This is a genomic window from Mesorhizobium sp. M1399 (assembly GCF_040317735.1).
Classification (GTDB): Bacteria; Pseudomonadota; Alphaproteobacteria; order Rhizobiales; family Rhizobiaceae; genus Mesorhizobium.
The window spans coordinates 191,830-209,774 of record NZ_JAMYKZ010000007.1 but is presented as its reverse complement, the minus strand read 5'-3'; the positions used below and the strand labels follow the sequence as shown (position 1 = coordinate 209,774).

The 17,945-nt window shown below is 61.6% G+C and carries 15 protein-coding genes; 7 read left to right on the top strand and 8 right to left on the bottom strand.

Annotation, left to right across the window (positions count from 1 at the left end; all coding sequences use genetic code 11):
* The first annotated feature begins 103 nt into the window (after window positions 1–103).
* On the top strand, window positions 104–1,306 hold the full coding sequence (locus tag NKH05_RS14270) for an ROK family transcriptional regulator (protein WP_023720673.1): 1,203 nt from the start codon (window positions 104–106) through the stop codon (window positions 1,304–1,306).
* Window positions 1,307–1,332: 26 nt separating this feature from the next.
* On the opposite strand, the gene NKH05_RS14265 is transcribed toward NKH05_RS14270, so the two are convergent.
* From NKH05_RS14265 to NKH05_RS14240, 6 genes are all read right to left on the bottom strand, one after another.
* The gene (locus NKH05_RS14265) at window positions 1,333–2,703 is read right to left on the bottom strand and encodes an alpha-glucosidase/alpha-galactosidase (RefSeq protein WP_352639423.1); all 1,371 of its coding nucleotides are present in this window, start codon (window positions 2,701–2,703) and stop codon (window positions 1,333–1,335) included.
* 20 nt (window positions 2,704–2,723) lie between these two features.
* Window positions 2,724–4,391 carry an ABC transporter ATP-binding protein gene (locus tag NKH05_RS14260; protein WP_352639489.1) on the bottom strand — a complete coding sequence of 556 codons (1,668 nt, stop codon included), beginning with the start codon at window positions 4,389–4,391 and terminating at the stop codon, window positions 2,724–2,726.
* A 9-nt stretch (window positions 4,392–4,400) separates the two neighbouring features.
* Window positions 4,401–5,534: an ABC transporter permease gene (locus NKH05_RS14255; RefSeq protein WP_031194485.1), complete on the bottom strand. Its 1,134-nt coding sequence runs from the start codon at window positions 5,532–5,534 to the stop codon at window positions 4,401–4,403.
* Window position 5,535: 1 nt separating this feature from the next.
* Entirely contained in the window at window positions 5,536–6,543 is a 1,008-nt protein-coding gene (locus NKH05_RS14250) for an ABC transporter permease (RefSeq protein WP_031194486.1), read from the bottom strand.
* Between the two features lie 104 nt (window positions 6,544–6,647).
* Window positions 6,648–8,732 (bottom strand): ABC transporter substrate-binding protein, encoded by a 2,085-nt coding sequence (locus NKH05_RS14245; RefSeq protein WP_023720678.1) that lies wholly within the window; start codon window positions 8,730–8,732, stop codon window positions 6,648–6,650.
* A 122-nt stretch (window positions 8,733–8,854) separates the two neighbouring features.
* Window positions 8,855–10,321: an alpha-glucosidase/alpha-galactosidase gene (locus NKH05_RS14240; protein WP_023720679.1), complete on the bottom strand. Its 1,467-nt coding sequence runs from the start codon at window positions 10,319–10,321 to the stop codon at window positions 8,855–8,857.
* A 277-nt stretch (window positions 10,322–10,598) separates the two neighbouring features.
* On the opposite strand from NKH05_RS14240, the gene NKH05_RS14235 reads away from it, so the two are divergent.
* From NKH05_RS14235 to NKH05_RS14210, 6 genes are all read left to right on the top strand, one after another.
* Complete coding sequence (locus NKH05_RS14235) at window positions 10,599–11,396, top strand: helix-turn-helix domain-containing protein (RefSeq protein WP_084642854.1); 798 nt, start codon at window positions 10,599–10,601, stop codon at window positions 11,394–11,396.
* 498 nt (window positions 11,397–11,894) lie between these two features.
* Window positions 11,895–12,332, top strand: a complete 438-nt coding sequence (locus NKH05_RS14230) for a CBS domain-containing protein (RefSeq protein ID WP_023720681.1) — start codon at window positions 11,895–11,897, stop codon at window positions 12,330–12,332.
* A 113-nt stretch (window positions 12,333–12,445) separates the two neighbouring features.
* Window positions 12,446–12,685, top strand: coding sequence for an alcohol dehydrogenase catalytic domain-containing protein (locus NKH05_RS14225; protein ID WP_352484039.1), 240 nt, complete (start codon window positions 12,446–12,448; stop codon window positions 12,683–12,685).
* Window positions 12,661–13,371 (top strand): NADP-dependent oxidoreductase, encoded by a 711-nt coding sequence (locus tag NKH05_RS14220; protein WP_352855746.1) that lies wholly within the window; start codon window positions 12,661–12,663, stop codon window positions 13,369–13,371. Before NKH05_RS14225 ends, NKH05_RS14220 begins: the two co-directional genes overlap by 25 nt.
* A 318-nt stretch (window positions 13,372–13,689) precedes the next feature.
* Window positions 13,690–15,378, top strand: coding sequence for an FAD-dependent oxidoreductase (locus tag NKH05_RS14215; RefSeq protein ID WP_352484041.1), 1,689 nt, complete (start codon window positions 13,690–13,692; stop codon window positions 15,376–15,378).
* Window positions 15,375–15,686: a UBP-type zinc finger domain-containing protein gene (locus NKH05_RS14210; RefSeq protein WP_352484042.1), complete on the top strand. Its 312-nt coding sequence runs from the start codon at window positions 15,375–15,377 to the stop codon at window positions 15,684–15,686. Before NKH05_RS14215 ends, NKH05_RS14210 begins: the two co-directional genes overlap by 4 nt.
* A 20-nt stretch (window positions 15,687–15,706) precedes the next feature.
* Here NKH05_RS14210 and NKH05_RS14205 read toward each other — a convergent pair whose 3' ends face one another.
* Both NKH05_RS14205 and NKH05_RS14200 read right to left on the bottom strand, forming a co-directional pair.
* Complete coding sequence (locus NKH05_RS14205) at window positions 15,707–16,687, bottom strand: GNAT family N-acetyltransferase (protein WP_353025583.1); 981 nt, start codon at window positions 16,685–16,687, stop codon at window positions 15,707–15,709.
* A gap of 185 nt (window positions 16,688–16,872) precedes the next feature.
* Window positions 16,873–17,868: a sterol desaturase family protein gene (locus NKH05_RS14200; protein WP_352855750.1), complete on the bottom strand. Its 996-nt coding sequence runs from the start codon at window positions 17,866–17,868 to the stop codon at window positions 16,873–16,875.
* Window positions 17,869–17,945 lie beyond the last annotated feature (77 nt).

Below are 17,945 nucleotides of genomic sequence, written 5' to 3'. Positions count from 1 at the left end.
GCAAGCGCCTGCTCGATCGGTTCGGGTGTTGAACAGTTGGGCAAACTTACGCATATGTTTGATCGAGAGGCAATAATTAAATTACAAAATTAAGGAATAATCCGTGAAGCTCAAGGGTGACCCGAGCACGACCCGGGCGATGAACCGGAGACTGATCCTCAATCTCTTGCGGCAGGAGGGTCCGCGCAGCCGGGCCGACATAGCGTCCGTTACCGGCCTCAGTCCGGCGGCCGTCACCTTCGTCGTGGCGGACCTCATCGAGGATGGCCTGCTGATCGAGGGCAAGACAGTCGTGGGCTCGGCCGGGCGCCGCCCTATCCCGGTGGATATCAACTACGCGAACGGCCTCGCCATAGGTTTCAAGCTGATGGTCGGGTCGGTCGAATGCGTGGTCACCGATCTTGCGACCAATCCGCTGGGTTCCATGCGCGTCAAGCTCTCGGACAGCGATCCCGACCGTATTACAAAGGCGTTGGCCAAGGCGGTGCCGGAGCTGATTGCGATTGTCGATCGGCCCGGCGCCAAGCTTGCCGGGATCGGCGTTTCAATGCCTGGCGTTATAGACAACCAGAAGGCCGTGTGTATCCGCAGCAATCGCTATAACTGGGACAACGTTCCCCTTGGCCCGATGCTGGCCGAACGGGTGGACGTCCCCGTGTGGCTTGAGGACGACACCAATGCCTACGCCATTGCCCAGCAACTCTTCGGCCTCGGACGCCAGCACCGCAATATGGCGGTGCTGGCGATCGGCGTCGGGATCGGCTGTGCGCTCGTCTTCGAAGGCAAACTCTATCGCGGTGCGAACGGTGCTGCCGGCAAATTCGGTCACACCTCCTATGAGGAGAACGGCCGCCTTTGCGAGTGCGGAAAACGCGGCTGCCTGATGGCCTATTACGCCGAGCCGGCGATCCTGCGCACATGGCGCGAAGCCACCGGGCACGACGAAGCGGATTGCAAAGCGACCCTTATGGAAGCCTTGGCAGACCGCGAACCGCGAGCCGTCGCCATTCTCGAAGAAGCCGGACGTGGCATCGGCCGGCATCTCGCCAATCTTGTCAACATCACCGACCCGGAGGTCATTGTTGTCGGCGGTGAAGCGGTATCGTTTGGCGACGCGCTGTTTGGCCCGATGCGGGTGATGCTCGGGCAAAACACCTTTCGACAAGCACCGCCAATGCTGCTGGACTGGGAGGACAATTCCTGGGCAAGAGGGGCGGCTGCACTGGTGACGCAGAAGCTCTTCGATTTCGAGACATCGGCCGGCAACGCCGCGCCGCTTTCAAAGCGGGCTTTATGGTCGGCATAGGCGAGTGAAATAGACAGCCCTGCGCCTCAGGCCGCCCGAACGCTGCGCGCTCCGCGCGCCCAGGCCGGCAGCCAATCGCCATGCGCAACCAGCAAATCATCGACCAGCGACCATATCTGGTCGAGGTCGAGCTCAGCCGCCGTGTGCGGGTCCATCATCGCCGCGTGATAGATGTGCTCGCGGTTCTCGGTCATCAGCGCCTGGACCGTCAGCTCCTGGACGTTGATATTGGTGCGGATTAGCGCAGTAAGCTGCACCGGCAGGTCGCCGATGAAGGTGGGTTGAATGCCGGAGGCGTCGACGAGGCACGGCACCTCGGCCGCGCAATTATATGGCAATGACGTGATGCAGCCATTGTTGCGGACATTGCCGTAGATCACCGACGGCTCGCCGGTCCAGACCGAATTCATGATCGAGGACGCATATTCCTTCGACTGCTCCACTTCGATCTTGTCAGCCGAGCGATAGGCTTCCGCTTGCCCCTTCCAGCGTTCGATCTGCTCGATGCAGCGCTTCGGATACTCGTCGAGCGGGATACCGAATTTCTCGATCAGATCTTCGCGCCCGTCCTTGATGAAATAGGGCGTGTATTCCGCGAAATGTTCGGAGCTTTCAGTGACGAAGTAACCGAGGCGCTTCAGCATCTCGTAGCGCACCTTGTTCGGGCAGCGCGGGTTCCACCCCGGCTTCGGCGCCCGCCCTTCGCTATAGGCGCGCAGCAGATCCGGATAGAGGTTGCGATAGGAGCCGTCCGGCTGGCGATGCTCGAACTTCAGGTAGAAGGCCATGTGATTGATGCCGGCCGAGCGATAGCGAATCTCCTCGTAGGGAATGTCGAGATCATGCGCCAGCTCCATTGCCGTGCCTTGCACCGAATGGCAGAGGCCGACCTGCTTGATGTCGGGGTATTTCTCCGCGATCGCCCAGGTGTTGATCGCCATCGGGTTGACATATTGCAGCATGATAGCCTGCGGGCAGACCGCGAGCATGTCTTCGCAGATCTTCCACAGATGCGGCACGGTTCTCAAGCCTCGCATGATGCCGCCGACGCCGAGCGTATCGGCGATGGTCTGGCGCAGCCCGTATTTCTTCGGAACTTCGAAGTCGGTGACCGTGCAGGGCTCGTAGCCGCCGATCTGGAAGGCGACGACGACGAAATCGGCGCCCGCCAGCGCCTTGCGCTGGTCCGAATAGGTTTCGGCTTTGGCCTTTACGCCAAGCGTCGAGATCAACTTGCCAACGACGATTGCACTTTCTTCAAGTCTTTGCGGATTGATGTCCATCAGTGCGATCGTCGCGCCGGATAAAGCCGGACGCTGCAATATGTCACCAACGATGTTCCTCATGAACACCGTCGAGCCAGCTCCGATGAAAGCGACCTTGGGATTTCTTGCCACAATAACCTCCGGCATAACAATCAGGCTACCTCGAAAGCGGCTTTGACCAGCCGTTCGGTGTAAGCGGTTTTGGGATGGGACAGGACTTCGTCGACAGGCCCCTCTTCGACGATCCGGCCGTGCTGCATGACGATGACGCGATGGCACAGCGCCCGCACGACTTTGAGATCGTGCGAGATGAAGATGTAGCTCAGGCCCCGTTCGCGCTGCAGCTTGCGCAGCAGTTCGATGATCTGCGCCTGGACCGAGAGATCCAGCGCCGATGTCGGCTCGTCGAGTACGATGAATTCCGGTTCGAGCGCGACGGCGCGGGCAATCGCAATACGCTGGCGCTGGCCGCCGGAAAACTCGTGCGGGAAGCGCGACAGGATATCGCCCGGCATGCCGGCGCTGATCAGTGCCTCGCGCACCCGCTCGATCCGATCGTTCCTCGTGGCGCCGATGCGGTTGACGACAAGCCCTTCCTCGATGATCTGGCCGATCGTCATGCGCGGGTTGAGCGACGAGAACGGGTCCTGGAAGACGACCTGCATGCGCGACCGCAGCGGCCGCATCTGCGCCCGCGAACAGCCATGGATCGGCTGGCCATCGAAATAGATCTCGCCGCTGTCCGTGGTGTTGAGCCTGAGCAACGCCTCGCCGAACGTGGTCTTGCCCGATCCGGATTCGCCGACGAGGCCCAGCGTCTCGTGCCGCCGGAGGGTCAGGCTGAGGCTGTCGACGGCGACAAGTTCGCGCAGATCCGGCTTCATGAACGTGCCGTGCCGCAGCATGAAGGAGACGCGCACACCCTTGGCCTCAAGAATGACGTCGGCGCCTTCCGGCAACGGATTTGCCTGGCCGCGCGGCTCGGAGGCAAGCAGGTGGCATGTGTAGGGATGCTGCGGATTGGCGAACAGCTTCTCCGTCACATTGTGCTCGCGCATCTCCCCATGCTGCATGACGTAGACATAGTCGGAGAACTGCCGCACCACGGTCAGGTCGTGCGTGATCAGGATCACCGCCATGCGCAGTTTCTTCTGCAGGTTGCGGATGAGATTGAGGATTTGCGCCTGAACCGTCACGTCGAGCGCCGTCGTCGGCTCATCGGCGATCAGCACGTCCGGATCGTTGGCCAGCGCCATGGCGATCATCACACGCTGGCGCTGACCGCCGGAAAGCTGGTGCGGATACTGCTTCAGCCGCGCCTGGGGCTCAGGAATTTGCACCTGCTGCAGCAGCTCGAGCGCCCTTGCCTCGGCCTGCCTGCGGCTCATCTTGCGATGCACCCGTATCGCCTCGACGATCTGGCTGCCGATCGTGTAGATCGGGTTGAGCGAACTCATCGGTTCCTGGAAGATCATCGAGATGCGGTCGCCGCGCAGTTTGCGCCGGGCACGCTCGGAAAATTTCAGGATGTTCGCCCCATTGTATTCGACGGTCGATTTCGGCGACACGACCGCACGCTTCGACAACAGTCCCATGACGGTGCGCGCCGTCACCGACTTGCCCGATCCGGACTCGCCGACAATGGCGATCGTCTCGCCGCGATAGAGCTGGAAGGAGATGTCCTTGACCGCTTCCACCATGCCGTGCTCGACCTTGAAATCGACGGCGATGTTGCGGGCATCGATGACCGGGTTTTCCGAACGTCCATCATGGTCGAGCCGGACAGGCGGTGCGAAAGATTTGACGAGCGCGTGTTGCATCATGTCACGTCAATAAGGATCGACTGCATCGCGCAGTCCGTCGCCAAGCGCGTTGAACGCGAAGACGGTGACAAGCACGAAGCCGACCGGCGAGAGGATCCAGGGATAGGTGCCAATGACCGAATAGGTGGCGGTGTCTTGCAGCATCAGCCCCCAGGAGATCAGTGGCGGCTTCACCGCGAAGCCGAGAAAACCGAGGAAGGATTCGAGCAGGACGACACTGGGGATCGCCAATGTGACGGCAACGATCACGTGGCTCATCACGTTTGGGAAAATGTGCTGCATGATGATGCGGCCATCCGTGGCGCCGACCGCCATCGCCGCACGGACGTAGTCGATTCGCGCCAGCGCCAGGGTCTTGCCGCGCACCTCGCGCGACATCTGCGCCCAGCCAAGCGCCGACATGACGACGATCACGAAGGCCAGGAAGACATTTGTCGGCGCCGTCACCGGAACCAGCGACGTTAGCGCCAGATAAAGCGGCAATTGCGGAAATGCGAGCACCAGTTCGACGAAGCGCTGGACCCAGACATCGAATGTGCCGCCGAAATAACCCGACACCATGCCGACCGTCGTGCCGATCACGGTGACGATGAAAACCACGGTCAATGCGATCATCAACGAGATGCGCGAACCATAAATCGCACGAGCCAGCACATCGCGGCCGAATTTGTCGGTGCCAAGGAAGTGCACCGGCTGGCCGTCGGTCGAGCCGAAGAAGTGCCGGTTCGCGGGAAGCAGGCCGAGCAGTCTGTACTCCGCTCCCTTGACGAAGAAGCCGAGCAGCCGCGGATGGTCGTAGTCCGGCCCGACGACGGGTTGGAAGGTAACCGGGTCGAGGTCTTCCGAATCCGCCAGGGCATAGACGCGTGGCTGGAAGACGAAGTTGCCGTCCTTGTCATGGAAGCTCATCATCTGCGGCGGGGCGAAGCCGACATCGGTCACCTTGGGATCCATCGGTGCGAAGAAGTCGGCAAACACCGCCAGCAGCACCAGAAACGCGACCAGGATGAGCCCGGCCATGCCGGTCCAGGACCGTTTCAGGCGGCGCCAGACGAGTGCGATGTAGCTCTCATTGCCGCGCGGCTTGATCTTGGCCGGCTCCTCGGCAAGTGGCGGCAGCGAGGGCTCGAACACAAGCATCTCAGGACCCTGCATATTGGCGCACACGCGGATCGAGCATGACGAGCAGCATGTCGGCGATGATGTTGCCGACGATCAGCGTCGCCGACAGCACCATCATGAAGGTCGCCGTGACATAGACGTCGCCAACCGCCATCGAACCGACGATCGCCGGGCCGACGGTCGGCAGGGCAAAGATGATCGCAGTCTCGATCTCGCCGGTCAGCATATAGGGCAGCACCACGCCCTGATACATGACCAGCGGATGCAGCGCATTGGGCACCGCATGGCGCATCACGACCGCACCACCGCTGAGACCCTTGGCGCGAGCGGTTTCGACATATTGCGCGTTCAGCGTGTCGAGCAAATTGCCGCGCATCACCCGCATGTTGTAGGCGAGCCCGCCAAAGGTGGCGATGGCGACAACCGGCCAGACATGCCGGACGAGATCGACGAACTTCGCCCAGGACCACGGCGCCCCGCCAAATTGCGGCGAAAAGAAGCTGCCGATCTCGGACACATTGAACTGGAAGACCAGCAGGTAGACGATGATCAGCGCCATCAGGAAGCGCGGCACCGTCATGCCGAGGAAGGAAATCGCTGACAGCGTACTGTCGATCCAGCTGTACTGTCTGGTCGCCGCCCAGATGCCAAAGCCGATGCCCAGCACCGAAGCCAAGAGATGGCAGACAAGCGCAAGCAGCAGCGTGCGCGGCAGCCGCTCGCCCACCACGTCGGCGACGGGCTTGTTGTAATACAGGCTGTAGCCGAAGTCGCCGCGGGTGACGATGCCGGCGATCCAGTTCAGGTATTGGAGCGGAACCGGCTTATCGAGGCCATGCTCCACGCTATAAGCCTTCGCCTGCGCATCGGCCTCGGCAAAGGAGGCTCCACCCTGGTTGATGAGCTGCAAGCGGATGTAGTCGGCATAGTTGCCCGGCGGGGCCTGGATGATCGCGAAGGTAACCACGCTCAAAATGGCGAGAACCGGTAATGCGGATGCTATGCGCATAAGCAGAAATCGCAGCATCGGCCGTTTCTCTCCTCGCTCGGTTTCAGTTATCCCCTTGCCGCTGGCTTTGTCCCGGCCGCGCCAGCAGCGCGGCCGGGAATTTTCAAGTCAGGGGAGGAAACTCAGTTCGTCGGACCCTTGTCGCCGGGCTTTCCGGGAAGCTGTTCGGGGAACAGTTCATATTTCTGCTGCTTGTCGACAGCGACCCAGACCCTTTCACGAATGATCGAATCTTCGGCCCAGTTGAACATGAAGATCGGCGTTCCCTGCGGGATATTGGAGAAGCGGTTGTTGATGATCAGCGCGCCGGGATATTCGGTCAGCCCGACGGTATAGACGTGTTGCGTCGAGATCTTCTGGAACTGCTTCATCAGGCTGGCGCGCTCGTCGTTGTCCTGCGCCGAGACGAACTTGTTGACGATGTCGACGAGGTCCTTCTCGAACGGCATCAGATCGACCTGGCCGTTTTCCGGAGCGCGATGGTTCCAGCTTGTGCGTGGGCCGATCGGCGCCAGTTGCTCGGTGTTCTGTACGACCGAGGTGAGCTCCTCATCATTGCGCCTGACCATCCAATCGAAACGGCCAGAATACATGGACGCGTCGCGCTGGACGCCGTTCAACCCGTTCAGGACAACGCGAAGACCTAGCCTCTCCATCTGGCCGACGACGCCCTCCGCGAGGCTCTTGTCGGTGGTGTAGTCATTGTTGACGAGCATCACGATCTCGACATTCTTTCCGCCGGCGGTGCCGGCAGGAAAATTGACGAAGCCGTCGCCGTCGCTGTCCTTCAGGCCTGCCTTGGCGAGTTCCGCCTTGGCGCCTTCGAGATCGAAGGGGTAGTAGACCGTCGACTTCCGGTCGTAGAAGCTCGTACCCGAGGAGAAGCCGCCCGGATAGATGGCGGTGAACGGACCCTTGACCAGCGAGTCGCCGAGCGCCTTGCGGTCGAGCGCCATGGTAACGCCCTTGCGGAAATCCTCGTTGCGGTTCAGCTCGCGAACCGCCTGCCCACGCTCGTCGGGATTGCCCCAGCCGTTGGCGGAGAAGTTCATCCGCAGATTATAGCCGATCAGCCGCGGACCGAAGGCAAGCCGGGCCGGCGCGTCCTTTTGCGCCGCCCGCTTCAGCGAGGCGACGAAATTCTCCGGCTGCTCCAGATTGGAGATGTCGGCCGCCCCCGACACCGCCTGAACGTCGCGGTCGGCCCAGGTCGATAATTTGTAGTGCAGTTCATTGAGATACGGCAGTTGGTTGCCCTTCTCGTCGACCTTCCAATAGTACGGATTACGGCGCATGACGATGATGTCGTCGGGGCGGTATGCCACCGGCACCCAGGCACCCATCACGGGCATGTTCATATATTCCGGCGGGAACGCGTTCTTGAACTGCTCGTAAGTGTTCTTCGAGTATTTCGGATGCTGCGGCTTGAGGATGTGCGACGGTCCGGGGCAGAACTTGCCGTAAGCCATGGCGTAGAGGTGTTGCTTCGGAAAGGCGTCCTTGAAGGTCCACTCGACGGTGTAGTCGTCGATTTTCTTCAGCGTCGTGCCGACGCCGAAGGTCTCCTGCGTGGCGCCGTTCAGCGGCGAGACATTGGGGTCGATCACCTCGTCGTCCCAGTAGAACATCACATCGTCGGCGTTGAACGGAACGCCGTCCGACCATTTCGCGCCCTCGACCAGATGCATCGTCAGCGTGTGGCCGTCCTTCGACCAGTCCCAGCCCCTGGCGAGGTTCGGCAGCGGCTCGGTGTCCTTGGCTTCGACCTGGAAAAGCGGGGCCGTTCGCGTAAGGCATTCGGAGAGGCCGATGTCGATGCCGCCCCAGCCTTGCGTCTGCCCCGCGCCGTAGTTCCAGCCCTCCGGCCGGCCGCCGATGACATGGCGCATCGTGTCACCGTAGACGCCGACGCCGTCCGGCATGTTGCCGGTCTTGAAGACCAGCGGCTCCTTCGGGAGCCGGTCCTTGACCGGCGGCAGCTTGCCTGGCTTGACGTATTTGTCGGTGACCCAATCGGGTTCGTGGTATTCTGGAAGTGCCTTGAACTCCAGGATGGAGTCGCGCGCGACATATTTGATCTTTCCCTCGGCGGGAAATTGCGCGGGCACCGGCGGCACGGTCGGCTCGGATGCATATGCGCTCAGCGCCGAGGCCGAGACGCCAAGCGCCAGCCCTGCGAGAATGCCAATGTTTCGAAAATTCCTCATCGTCTCTCCTCCCTGTTGTTCAGGAGCGCGTTGACGCCGCTCCATTTCTCCTCGAACGCTATGCAGACGGTGCGGCGCCGAAAATCCCTCCGAAACTTTACCGCAATCCGTCCCGATGAAATTCAGACGGCCTGCTTGAGAGCCGTTTTTTCCGCACGCAATTCCTCGATCGAACGGACGTCGCGCCGTGCCGCACCGGCCCATTCTCGGGTCTTGACCCTGGATTTCGAAAGCCGTTCCTTCGCGGCCGGCACCGCATCGGCATATTGCGGCAGCCAGCGGGCCTGGGCGACGACCATCTCGTCCACCATTTGCCAAACCTCTTCCGGGGTCGAAACCGCGCCGACCAGTGGGTCGTGCAGGACCGCGAGCTTCAGCAGGTCGATATCGCCGGAGATTGCCGCATGAACCGACATGCGCTGGACGTTGATCGAGGAAATGCAAGTGGCGGCGCAGCCCTCCGGCAGCGTGATGCCGGCCACCATGTTGATACCGAAGCGATCGACGAAGCCGGGCGACTCGACGATCGCATCCTGCGGCAGGTTGGCGATGATGCCATTGTTCTTGACGTTGAAATGACCGCGATAAACGCGGTTCGTCTCCAGCGCCTCGAGAATATGGCTGGCATGCTCGTTGGAGCGCTTGGCAGGATCGATCGGCCTCGCGGCGGATTCCAGAAATTGCGGGAATTCGGTTTCGAACCAGTTGCGCGTTTCGGTCGAATAGCGAAGGTAGCCGCCGGTCTCGCCGTGGATCCAGTCGGACATGTCGATCCAGCGGGTGATTTCGTCCGGCCGCTTGCGGTACCAGGGCAGGTATTCGGAAAGATGGCCGTTGCTTTCGGTCGAATAAACGCCGAACCGCTTCAGGACGTCGATGCGCAGCTTTTCCTGTTGCGAATAGACCGGATGCGCCTCGAAGGCGGCAACCAGCTCGTCCTTACCGATCTTGCGGCCGTTGAGACGCAGGTCGATGAACCAGGTCTGGTGATTGATGCCGGAGCAGATGTAATCGAGTTCGGTGCGCGACTTGGCGCCGAGCACTTCGGCGATCTGGTCGGCGCCGTGCTGGACGCCGTGGCAGAGGCCGACGGTATCGACCTTGCCATATTCGATCGCCGCCCAGGTGTTCATGGCCATCGGGTTGGCATAGTTCAGGAATTTCGCCCCAGGCTCGGCGACTTCGAGGATATCCTTGCAGAAATCGAGGATCACCGGAATGTTGCGCTGGCCGTAGAGGATGCCGCCGGCGCAAATCGTGTCGCCGACGCATTGGTCGATGCCATACTTCAGCGGAATGCGGATGTCGTCGGCATAGGCTTCGAGACCGCCGACGCGAACGCAGCTGATGACGTAGCGGGCACCCTCGAGGGCAGCACGGCGGTCGGTCGTTGCTGTAACCCTGGTCGGCAGCCTGTTGAATTCGACGACCCTGTCGAGGATCGACTTGATCATCTGGAGATTGCGCTCGCTGAGATCGGTCAGCGCGAATTCGACATCCCTGAATTCAGGAACGCACAAAATGTCGGTGAAGAGCTTCTTGGTGAAGCCGACGCTTCCCGCACCGATGATAGCGATCTTGAAACTCATCAGTCTCACCTCGACCTGATCGAATGTTAGGGCAAAGGCGGCTAAAACAGGCCTGGCCCGCCTGCCATGGCGTGCAGGCTGGACTCCGGCGCTTCCTCCCGTCCGCTCTTTGACCGCGGTTTCTTTTGCTTTTCTCGAGGGATTATGCGCCTAATTCAGCACGCGACCAGAGAAGGATTATGCTTTTAGGGGTAATTTTGTGCTGCGGAACTTGATCGACGCCGGGCCGGCGGGCAGGACGGTATCGCTGCCGCGCGGCCGCCAGCGCCTGCACACCATGCCGACAAGCACGGGCTATGAAGTGCGCGAGAACGAGGTCTACGACTGGGATGGGCGCAGGCGCGGCCAGACGCCGTTTACCGTGCTCCAGCACACGATCAGCGGCATCGGCCGATTGCGCTACGAGAACCGGAACTACCGTCTGCAAAGGGGCGATACGTTGCTGGTTCTCGTGCCGCACAACCACCGTTACTGGCTGGCCAGGGGCGAACGCTGGGAATTCTTCTGGATATCGATGAACGGCGAGGAGGCACTGCGCATTCACAAGTCGATCCTTGCCGCCGTCGGTCCGGTGCTTCGGCTGAAGCCCTCGACGATCGATCATCTCGCGGATTGCAGCGTACGCCTGATCACAGGCGCGGTCTCGCCCGGAGCCGCCTCGGCTGTCGCCTATGAAGCCGCCATGGCGCTCTACGACGATGTCTTCGGCTCGCATGCCGTCACCGACGACAAGAGCGCCATGCAACCGGTCATCGATCACATCAAGGCTAATCTCGACAGGCCGCTCCGCGTTGCCGATCTCGCCGAGATCAGCGGCCTGAGCCGCGCGCATTTCTCGCGCTGCTTCGCCGAGAGTGAAGGTCTTCCGCCCGCCGAATTCGTGCTGCAGCAGCGACTGCAGCGCGCGGCGAAGTTGCTGACGAAGGCCGATTTCCTGCCGGTCAAGGAAGTCGCCATCATGTGCGGCTTCGAGGATGCCAATTATTTTTCGAAGGTCTTCCGCCGCCTCTACGGCATCAACCCGACGCAATTCCGCACCAACGGAATGTATGCCAGCCTGGGAACCGCCCGATAGATTCGCACCGCGCTTGGCGTCGGAATCGGGAACGCTTTTGCTTCCCCTTGGTTTAGGACAAGAGAGCCTGATCGCCGCTGCGACAACCCACTCTGAGCGGAGATCAGGCCACAGATGTCAGGGGAGTGATCGATGGACAATCCCGATCCGAACAACCCGAATCCACTGCCGGACAATCCCAATCCCGAGCCGGCCCGGCCGCCTGCCCCGCCGGAGACTCCGCCGGGAGAACCTCCAGGCGTACCCCCACCCTCGCCGGATCCAATTCCAATGCCGGACCAGGAGCCAATCGGGATTCCTCATGGCACCCCTTCCGAAATTCCTTCGGAACCGACTTTTCCCGGGCCGACCGCCTGAAGGGCGGTCGGAGTGGAGGATGGCAAGGGTGATTTGGCGGAGCGCTCGAAACGGGTCTTGCCATGGAACGTTTTGCGCTGGCGCTCATTCACCCTTCCATCACGGAATTGGCGGCAGGGCCTGCAACCAACGGAGGTTAAAATGAAAGTTGGCAACTGCATGACAAAGGACGTCGAGATCGCCAGTCCGCAGCAAACCCTACGTGATGCGGCAGAAATGATGGGTCGCCTCGACGCCGGCGCGATGCCGGTGGGCGAGAACGACCGGCTCGTCGGCATGATAACCGATCGCGACATCGCAATCCGCGGCGTCGCCCAAGGCAAGACACCTGACGCCAAGGTACGGGAAGTGATGAGCACCGAGGTCAGGTATTGCTTCGACGACGAAGACGCGGAGGATGTTCTGCGCAACATGGCTGATCTGAAAGTGCGCCGGTTGCCGGTGCTTAATCGCGACAAGCGCCTGGTCGGCATCGTTTCGCTGGGCGACCTCGCCACCAACAGCGAGACGGCGACAGCCGGTGAAGCGCTAAGCGGCATCTCGCAACCCGGCGGCGAGCATTCGCAAACGATACACTGACGGCGCACCGTCGACCGGCCTTGCCACGACCGAACCGCCGGCCGGATAGACGCCAGCCTGCCGGTGAAACTGTTCAGAGGCGAACTGGACCGCAAACCGACGAGGAGCAAGCCATGATTACCATGAAGGCCGTCCGTATCCACGATTTTGGTGGACCGGAGGCTCTTTCGCTGGACGCGGTTCCGTTGCCTCAGCCGCATGACGACGAGGTCACGCTCAAGGTCTACGCGGCAAGCGTCAATCCCGTCGACTACAAGGTTCGCGAGGGCTCTTCGGGCGCGGATCTGCCCGTCACGCTCGGCCGTGACGTATCCGGCGTGGTGGAACTGTGCGGCACGCGGGCCATACGCTGAAGAAGGGCGATCCGCTATATGCCATGCTCGGCAACGACCGCGGCGGCAACGCCGAATATGTCGTCGTCAAGGCAACGGAGGCGGCGGCGAAGCCGCAACGCTTAAACCACGCCGAAGCCGCCGCCGTGCCGCTTGCGGGCCTTACCGCGTGGCAAGGCCTTTTCGATCACGGCGGCCTCAAATCCGGGCAGCGGGTCCTCATCCATGGTGGCGCCGGCGGCGTCGGTCATCTGGCGGTGCAGTTTGCAAAGGTTGCGGGCGCCTTCGTCGCGACGACCGTTTCCGCGCAGGATTTCAATTTCGTCCGCGCGCTTGGCGCCGACCAGGCGGTCGACTACAAGAACCAGCGCTTCGAGGAGGTTGTCGAGGACGTCAACCTCGTCTTCGACCTAGTAGCAGGTGAAACACAGGACCGCTCGTGGGACGTGCTCAAACCCGGCGGCACGCTCGTCTCAACGCTTTCCGAACCGTCGGCGGAAAAGGCCCGCCAGCATCGGGCTCGCGGCGTCTCCTATCTGACCAAGCCGAACGCAGCACAGCTTGCCGAAATCAGCCGCCTCATCGACGCCGGGAAGGTCAGGCCGTTCGTGCAGGCAATCTATCCTCTCGAGGACGTCGCCAAAGCCGAGGAACGGCTCGAGAAGCAGCATACGCGCGGCAAGATCGTGCTTCAGGTAGCCGCCTAGCGGACGCAGGCCGTTTCTCCTGTTCAGAAGCCCGGCGGCCGAGAGTTTGACACAGGACGGCGCGCCGGGCCTGGCCGGCTTAGACAGGCGCCGGCCGAAGCAGCATGCGTCGGGTTTGCCGGAATACGCAAATCAAACAAATCAGGGAGATGCAACGGAATGTGAGGCACCTCGCGACGGCACCGGCGCACGGCCCGCTGTCAGTGAAATGCGAAGCGAAGGGGCGCAGCGTTTACCGACAGGCGCGTTAGGTTCCTACGGCCCGCAAGCCGCAAAAAACCGCTTCAATCTGTCGGACAGCGGCGATAGGCTCGAACCATGTCTCAATCTGCCAATCCGATCTCCATTGCCCGTCGCGATCAGATGTTTCCCGCGCTGGCTGAACCTGACCTGGACCGCATGGGCCGTTTCGGCGAAGCCGTGTCCTATGCTGCAGGCGAACAGATCGTCAAAGCCGGTGAGCTGGCGCCCGGTCTGATCGTGGTCCTGTCCGGCAAAGTGGATATAATCCAGGGCGGCAGCTTCGGCCGGCGCGAAACGATCGTCACGCACGGTGCGGGCAATTTCGTCGGCGAGCTGGCGCAGCTTTCAGCCCGGCCCTCACTGGTGGATGTGGAGGCGGTCGAGCCGGTCGAGGCGCTCGTCATCGCCTCGCAAAGGCTGCGGGACCTGATGGTACAGGAAGCAAACCTCGGCGAGCGCATCATGCGGGCGCTGATCCTGCGCCGTGTCGGCCTGCTCGAGAGCGGCACAGCCGGACCGATCATTGTCGGACCGGTCGACAGCGGTGACGTATTGCGGCTGCAAGGTTTCCTAGCCCGCAGCGGTCAGCCGCATCGGGTTCTCGATTCCGCTACCGATCCCTGCGCCAAGACGCTGATCGAACGCTTCCATGTCGATATCCACCATTTGCCGATCGTGCTCTGCCCGAACGGCAAGCTGCTGCTCAATCCCGGAGAGAACGAGCTCGCCCGCTGCATCGGCCTGGTGAGGCCGATCGACGCCGACAAGCTGTACGACGTGGCCATTGTCGGCGCCGGACCAGCCGGCCTCGCGGCGGCCGTCTATGCGGCTTCCGAAGGGCTGTCGACGATCGTGCTCGATTGCCGTGCCTTTGGTGGACAGGCGGGCGCCTCCTCGCGCATCGAGAACTATCTCGGCTTCCCGACCGGCATTTCGGGAATGGCGCTGATGGCGCGCGCTTACAATCAGGCGCAGAAATTCGGCGTCGAAATGGTGATACCGGACGAGGCGAAGCGGCTGGGCAGTGCAAGCGACACGCCGGGCGCCCATTACACGCTCGCCGTCGGCGGCGGGGAGACCGTGCGGGCACGGTCGGTGGTGATCGCCAGCGGAGCGCGCTATCGCCGCCTTGATATGGCAAACCTGGCGCAATTCGAGGGAACCTCCGTGCACTATTGGGCTTCGCCGATCGAAGCCCGGCTTTGCGCCGGGCAAGAGGTGGCCCTGGTCGGCGCCGGCAATTCGGCTGGCCAGGCTGCTGTTTATCTGGCGGCGCATGTGAAGAAGGTATGGCTGCTGGCGCGCGGCAGCAGCCTGGATGCGAGCATGTCGCGCTATCTGGTGGAGCGCGTCAGGGCACAGCCGAACATCGAGGTGCTGGCTGAGACGCAGATCACGGCGCTGGAAGGCGACGACGGCAATCTTGGCAATGTACGCTGGCGCAACCGCGACACGGAGACAGCACGTCCGATCCACCATCTCTTCCTGTTCATCGGCGCCGATCCGAACACCGATTGGCTGGCGCAATGCGGCTTGGCGTTGGACGCGAAGGGCTTCGTGCGCACTGGGCCGGACATTGGCCAAGCGGGTGCGCTGGAGACGAACCGCAGCGGCGTGTTCGCCATCGGCGACGTGCGCGCTGGCTCGATCAAGCGCGTCGCCGCTGCCGTCGGTGAAGGTGCCCAGGTGGTTGCGGCGCTGCATGCATATCTCGCGCAAGGCGGCAGTCTCGCCGTGGCGCCTCAACTGGCCAGGAGCGCATGATGGCGGACGAATGCAGGCATGCCGGGGACATTCGCGACGTGACGCCGAGCGCGCTCGGCTGCGAGGAATGCCTGAAGAGCGGTTCGCAGTGGGTGCATCTGCGGCTCTGCCGCACATGCGGCCATGTCGGCTGCTGCGACGACTCGCCCAACCGTCATGCCACCAAGCATTTTCGGGCAACCGGCCATCCCGTCATCGAAGGCTACGATCCGCCGGAAGGCTGGGGATGGTGCTACATCGACGATATCTTCCTCGACCTCGGCGACCGCACCACGCCGCAAAACGGTCCAATACCGCGCTTCATTTGAGCTTTTTTGCCAGCGTCCCGCTAGTCCAAGGCTGCTTCGGCTTGAGCGGGCGTATCGCGTCCCTCTGGTGGTGCCGATGACCGCTCGCGCATATGCCTGACGGTCTGGAGGACACGATCGGCAAGAGATGCAAGCGCGCCCTGTGCCGTGCGCGTCCCGATGACGGATTCCAGCGTAACCGCCTGCGTTGAGAATTTGTGTTTGAACGACTCTGCGCCACAGAGGAAATCGACCGTGCTCAAGCCGTGATCGATCGACCACTGCACGTAATCCATCAACAGGATCACACCCGGCGACGCCCGGCCGAAATCCGGATCGAACGTCGTCACGAAGGCCATCATCACGTCGTGCTGGACGAAGTTGATCGACACCGCGACCATCACGCCATTGCATTCGAGGACGAAGATATGCAGCACGCCGGCGCGCGCCAACGCATCGACGAGCGCGGCGAGTACCGGCACGCCCTCTTCGAAGAGGTCTGATTCACGCATGCGCTCGGTCAGCCATTTCCGCTTCAAGGCCGCGAGGCGCTCCAGTACCGGTTGCAGCGGCTCGTCGGGGGCAAGCAGGCGAAATCTCACCTCTCCGGTTTCTTCCAGCACTTTGATGCCGCGCCGATAGTTCTGGCGCGTCTTTTTCGACTGATCCGCGAACCATGCCGCTCCGCTTTCCCATTGTCCGGCAACGCGATAGCTGACTTCCGTTCGGTGAAACGGACGAAGCCTGATGCCGCAGGAAGCTCCCGGCGTGAAAATTTTGCGGGCCGCCGCATCCGGTGAGAGACGATTGATCAGGGCAAGATCGAAGCCACCGGCATCGCAGAGTTGGCTCCATAGCTCCTGCAGCGCCGACAACGAGCAGTCCGGGGCAACGAGAATATCTCCATAGTCGGTATAGCTGCCGGCCGCCCATTCGAGAAACCGCAGCCCCCTGCGCCTGCCGATCGCCAGCGGAACGACGGCAACGAGTTTCTCGCCCTTCCACACCAGGCCGATCCGCAACGCGCGCTGGTCACGGCGTTGTACGGTACTCCACCATGCCGAAATCCAGGCATGGCTTTGAAAGATCAGCCCGTCGGTACGATGCCAAAGGTCCATCCAAGCGGCTTCGACCGCAGCCAGACGATCCGCCGAACGGACGATTTCCAGGCGCTCCGCCCCTAGGACCTCGATGGCAACAACGGTGTTCATGAAGGAGAACTGTCCTGTGGCTGCGCGACCACATTGGGCCGCCTGTGAAACAGTCGCATGACATGCCTTGCCATCTTCTTGAGCGGCAGGATGTAGAGCCCAAAGAGCGACTGATAATCACGCACATCGCGATCGATCAGGCCAAATTTCAGGTCTTCATCAGGCTCCGGGACAAACTGAGTTCCGAACAGACGATCCCAGAACGAAAAAAGCAGGCCGAAATTCTTGTCATAATGACGTGGGTCGATGCTGTGATGCACCTGGTGCCAGTGCGGACACAGGATGATGTTGTTCAATGGGCCGAACGAGATCTTGAGATGCGTATGGCGAACAAAATCCATCATCAGGATGTTGCGGATGACGTAGACGTTGATGCCGAAGATGGCGACCTCTACCGGATCGAGTGCAATGAGGCTCCAGATGCCGAAGCAGATGCCCGGGATGACGCCATCCCACATACGGTTCATCAGATCGTCCAGCGGATGAACCCGGTCCTTGGTGATCCCCACCATCACCTCGGCCGAATGATGCACCTTGTGCAATTCCCACAGGAACGGGAAGCGGTGCTGGGCGACGTGGTAGAGGTAGTATGAAATATCATAGGCGACCAGCATGGTTGCGGTGAAGATGACGATCGTCATTGGTCCCGCCGGGCCGCCGAGAAGCGGCGCGTGGATGTTAAGGAGCCAGCCGATTGCCTCGCGTGTGCCGTAGCCCACCGCGACGACGAAGGTGACGCCGGCAGGAATGAGCAGGAAGGGCATCATCGCCCGTTTCGTGATCCAGAACAGGGCGTCGGCTCGCGCCGACGGATGCAGGATGACTTCCGCCGGGAAGGCGAAATCGAAAAAATCCCTGAGGGATTTATGTTCGGCAGTTCGCCAGTAGGCGATCACCGCGCTGCCCAGTGCGGTGAGGAGAAGCAGGCCGAGCGTGGTCAGATTGACGTTCGAAAGCTTTTCCACAATCGCTCTGGCAAATTCGGAAAACATCGTTGCAGCGGCTCCTGGGGCGAATTGCAAAGCACGAAATCCCCGCCAAACCCGCTACGCCGCCTGCAACCAGTGGC

Bases quoted from the DNA above. Each gene is read 5' to 3' on its own strand.
- NKH05_RS14255 (WP_031194485.1), bottom strand. From the start codon at position 5,534: ATGCTTGTGTTCGAGCCCTCGCTGCCGCCACTTGCCGAGGAGCCGGCC.
- NKH05_RS14245 (WP_023720678.1), bottom strand. From the start codon at position 8,732: ATGAGGAATTTTCGAAACATTGGCATTCTCGCAGGGCTGGCGCTTGGC.
- NKH05_RS14260 (WP_352639489.1), bottom strand. From the start codon at position 4,391: ATGCAACACGCGCTCGTCAAATCTTTCGCACCGCCTGTCCGGCTCGAC.
- NKH05_RS14215 (WP_352484041.1), top strand. From the start codon at position 13,690: ATGTCTCAATCTGCCAATCCGATCTCCATTGCCCGTCGCGATCAGATG.
- NKH05_RS14225 (WP_352484039.1), top strand. From the start codon at position 12,446: ATGATTACCATGAAGGCCGTCCGTATCCACGATTTTGGTGGACCGGAG.
- NKH05_RS14250 (WP_031194486.1), bottom strand. From the start codon at position 6,543: ATGCTGCGATTTCTGCTTATGCGCATAGCATCCGCATTACCGGTTCTC.
- NKH05_RS14210 (WP_352484042.1), top strand. From the start codon at position 15,375: ATGATGGCGGACGAATGCAGGCATGCCGGGGACATTCGCGACGTGACG.
- NKH05_RS14240 (WP_023720679.1), bottom strand. From the start codon at position 10,321: ATGAGTTTCAAGATCGCTATCATCGGTGCGGGAAGCGTCGGCTTCACC.
- NKH05_RS14230 (WP_023720681.1), top strand. From the start codon at position 11,895: ATGAAAGTTGGCAACTGCATGACAAAGGACGTCGAGATCGCCAGTCCG.
- NKH05_RS14235 (WP_084642854.1), top strand. From the start codon at position 10,599: ATGCCGACAAGCACGGGCTATGAAGTGCGCGAGAACGAGGTCTACGAC.
- NKH05_RS14200 (WP_352855750.1), bottom strand. From the start codon at position 17,868: ATGTTTTCCGAATTTGCCAGAGCGATTGTGGAAAAGCTTTCGAACGTC.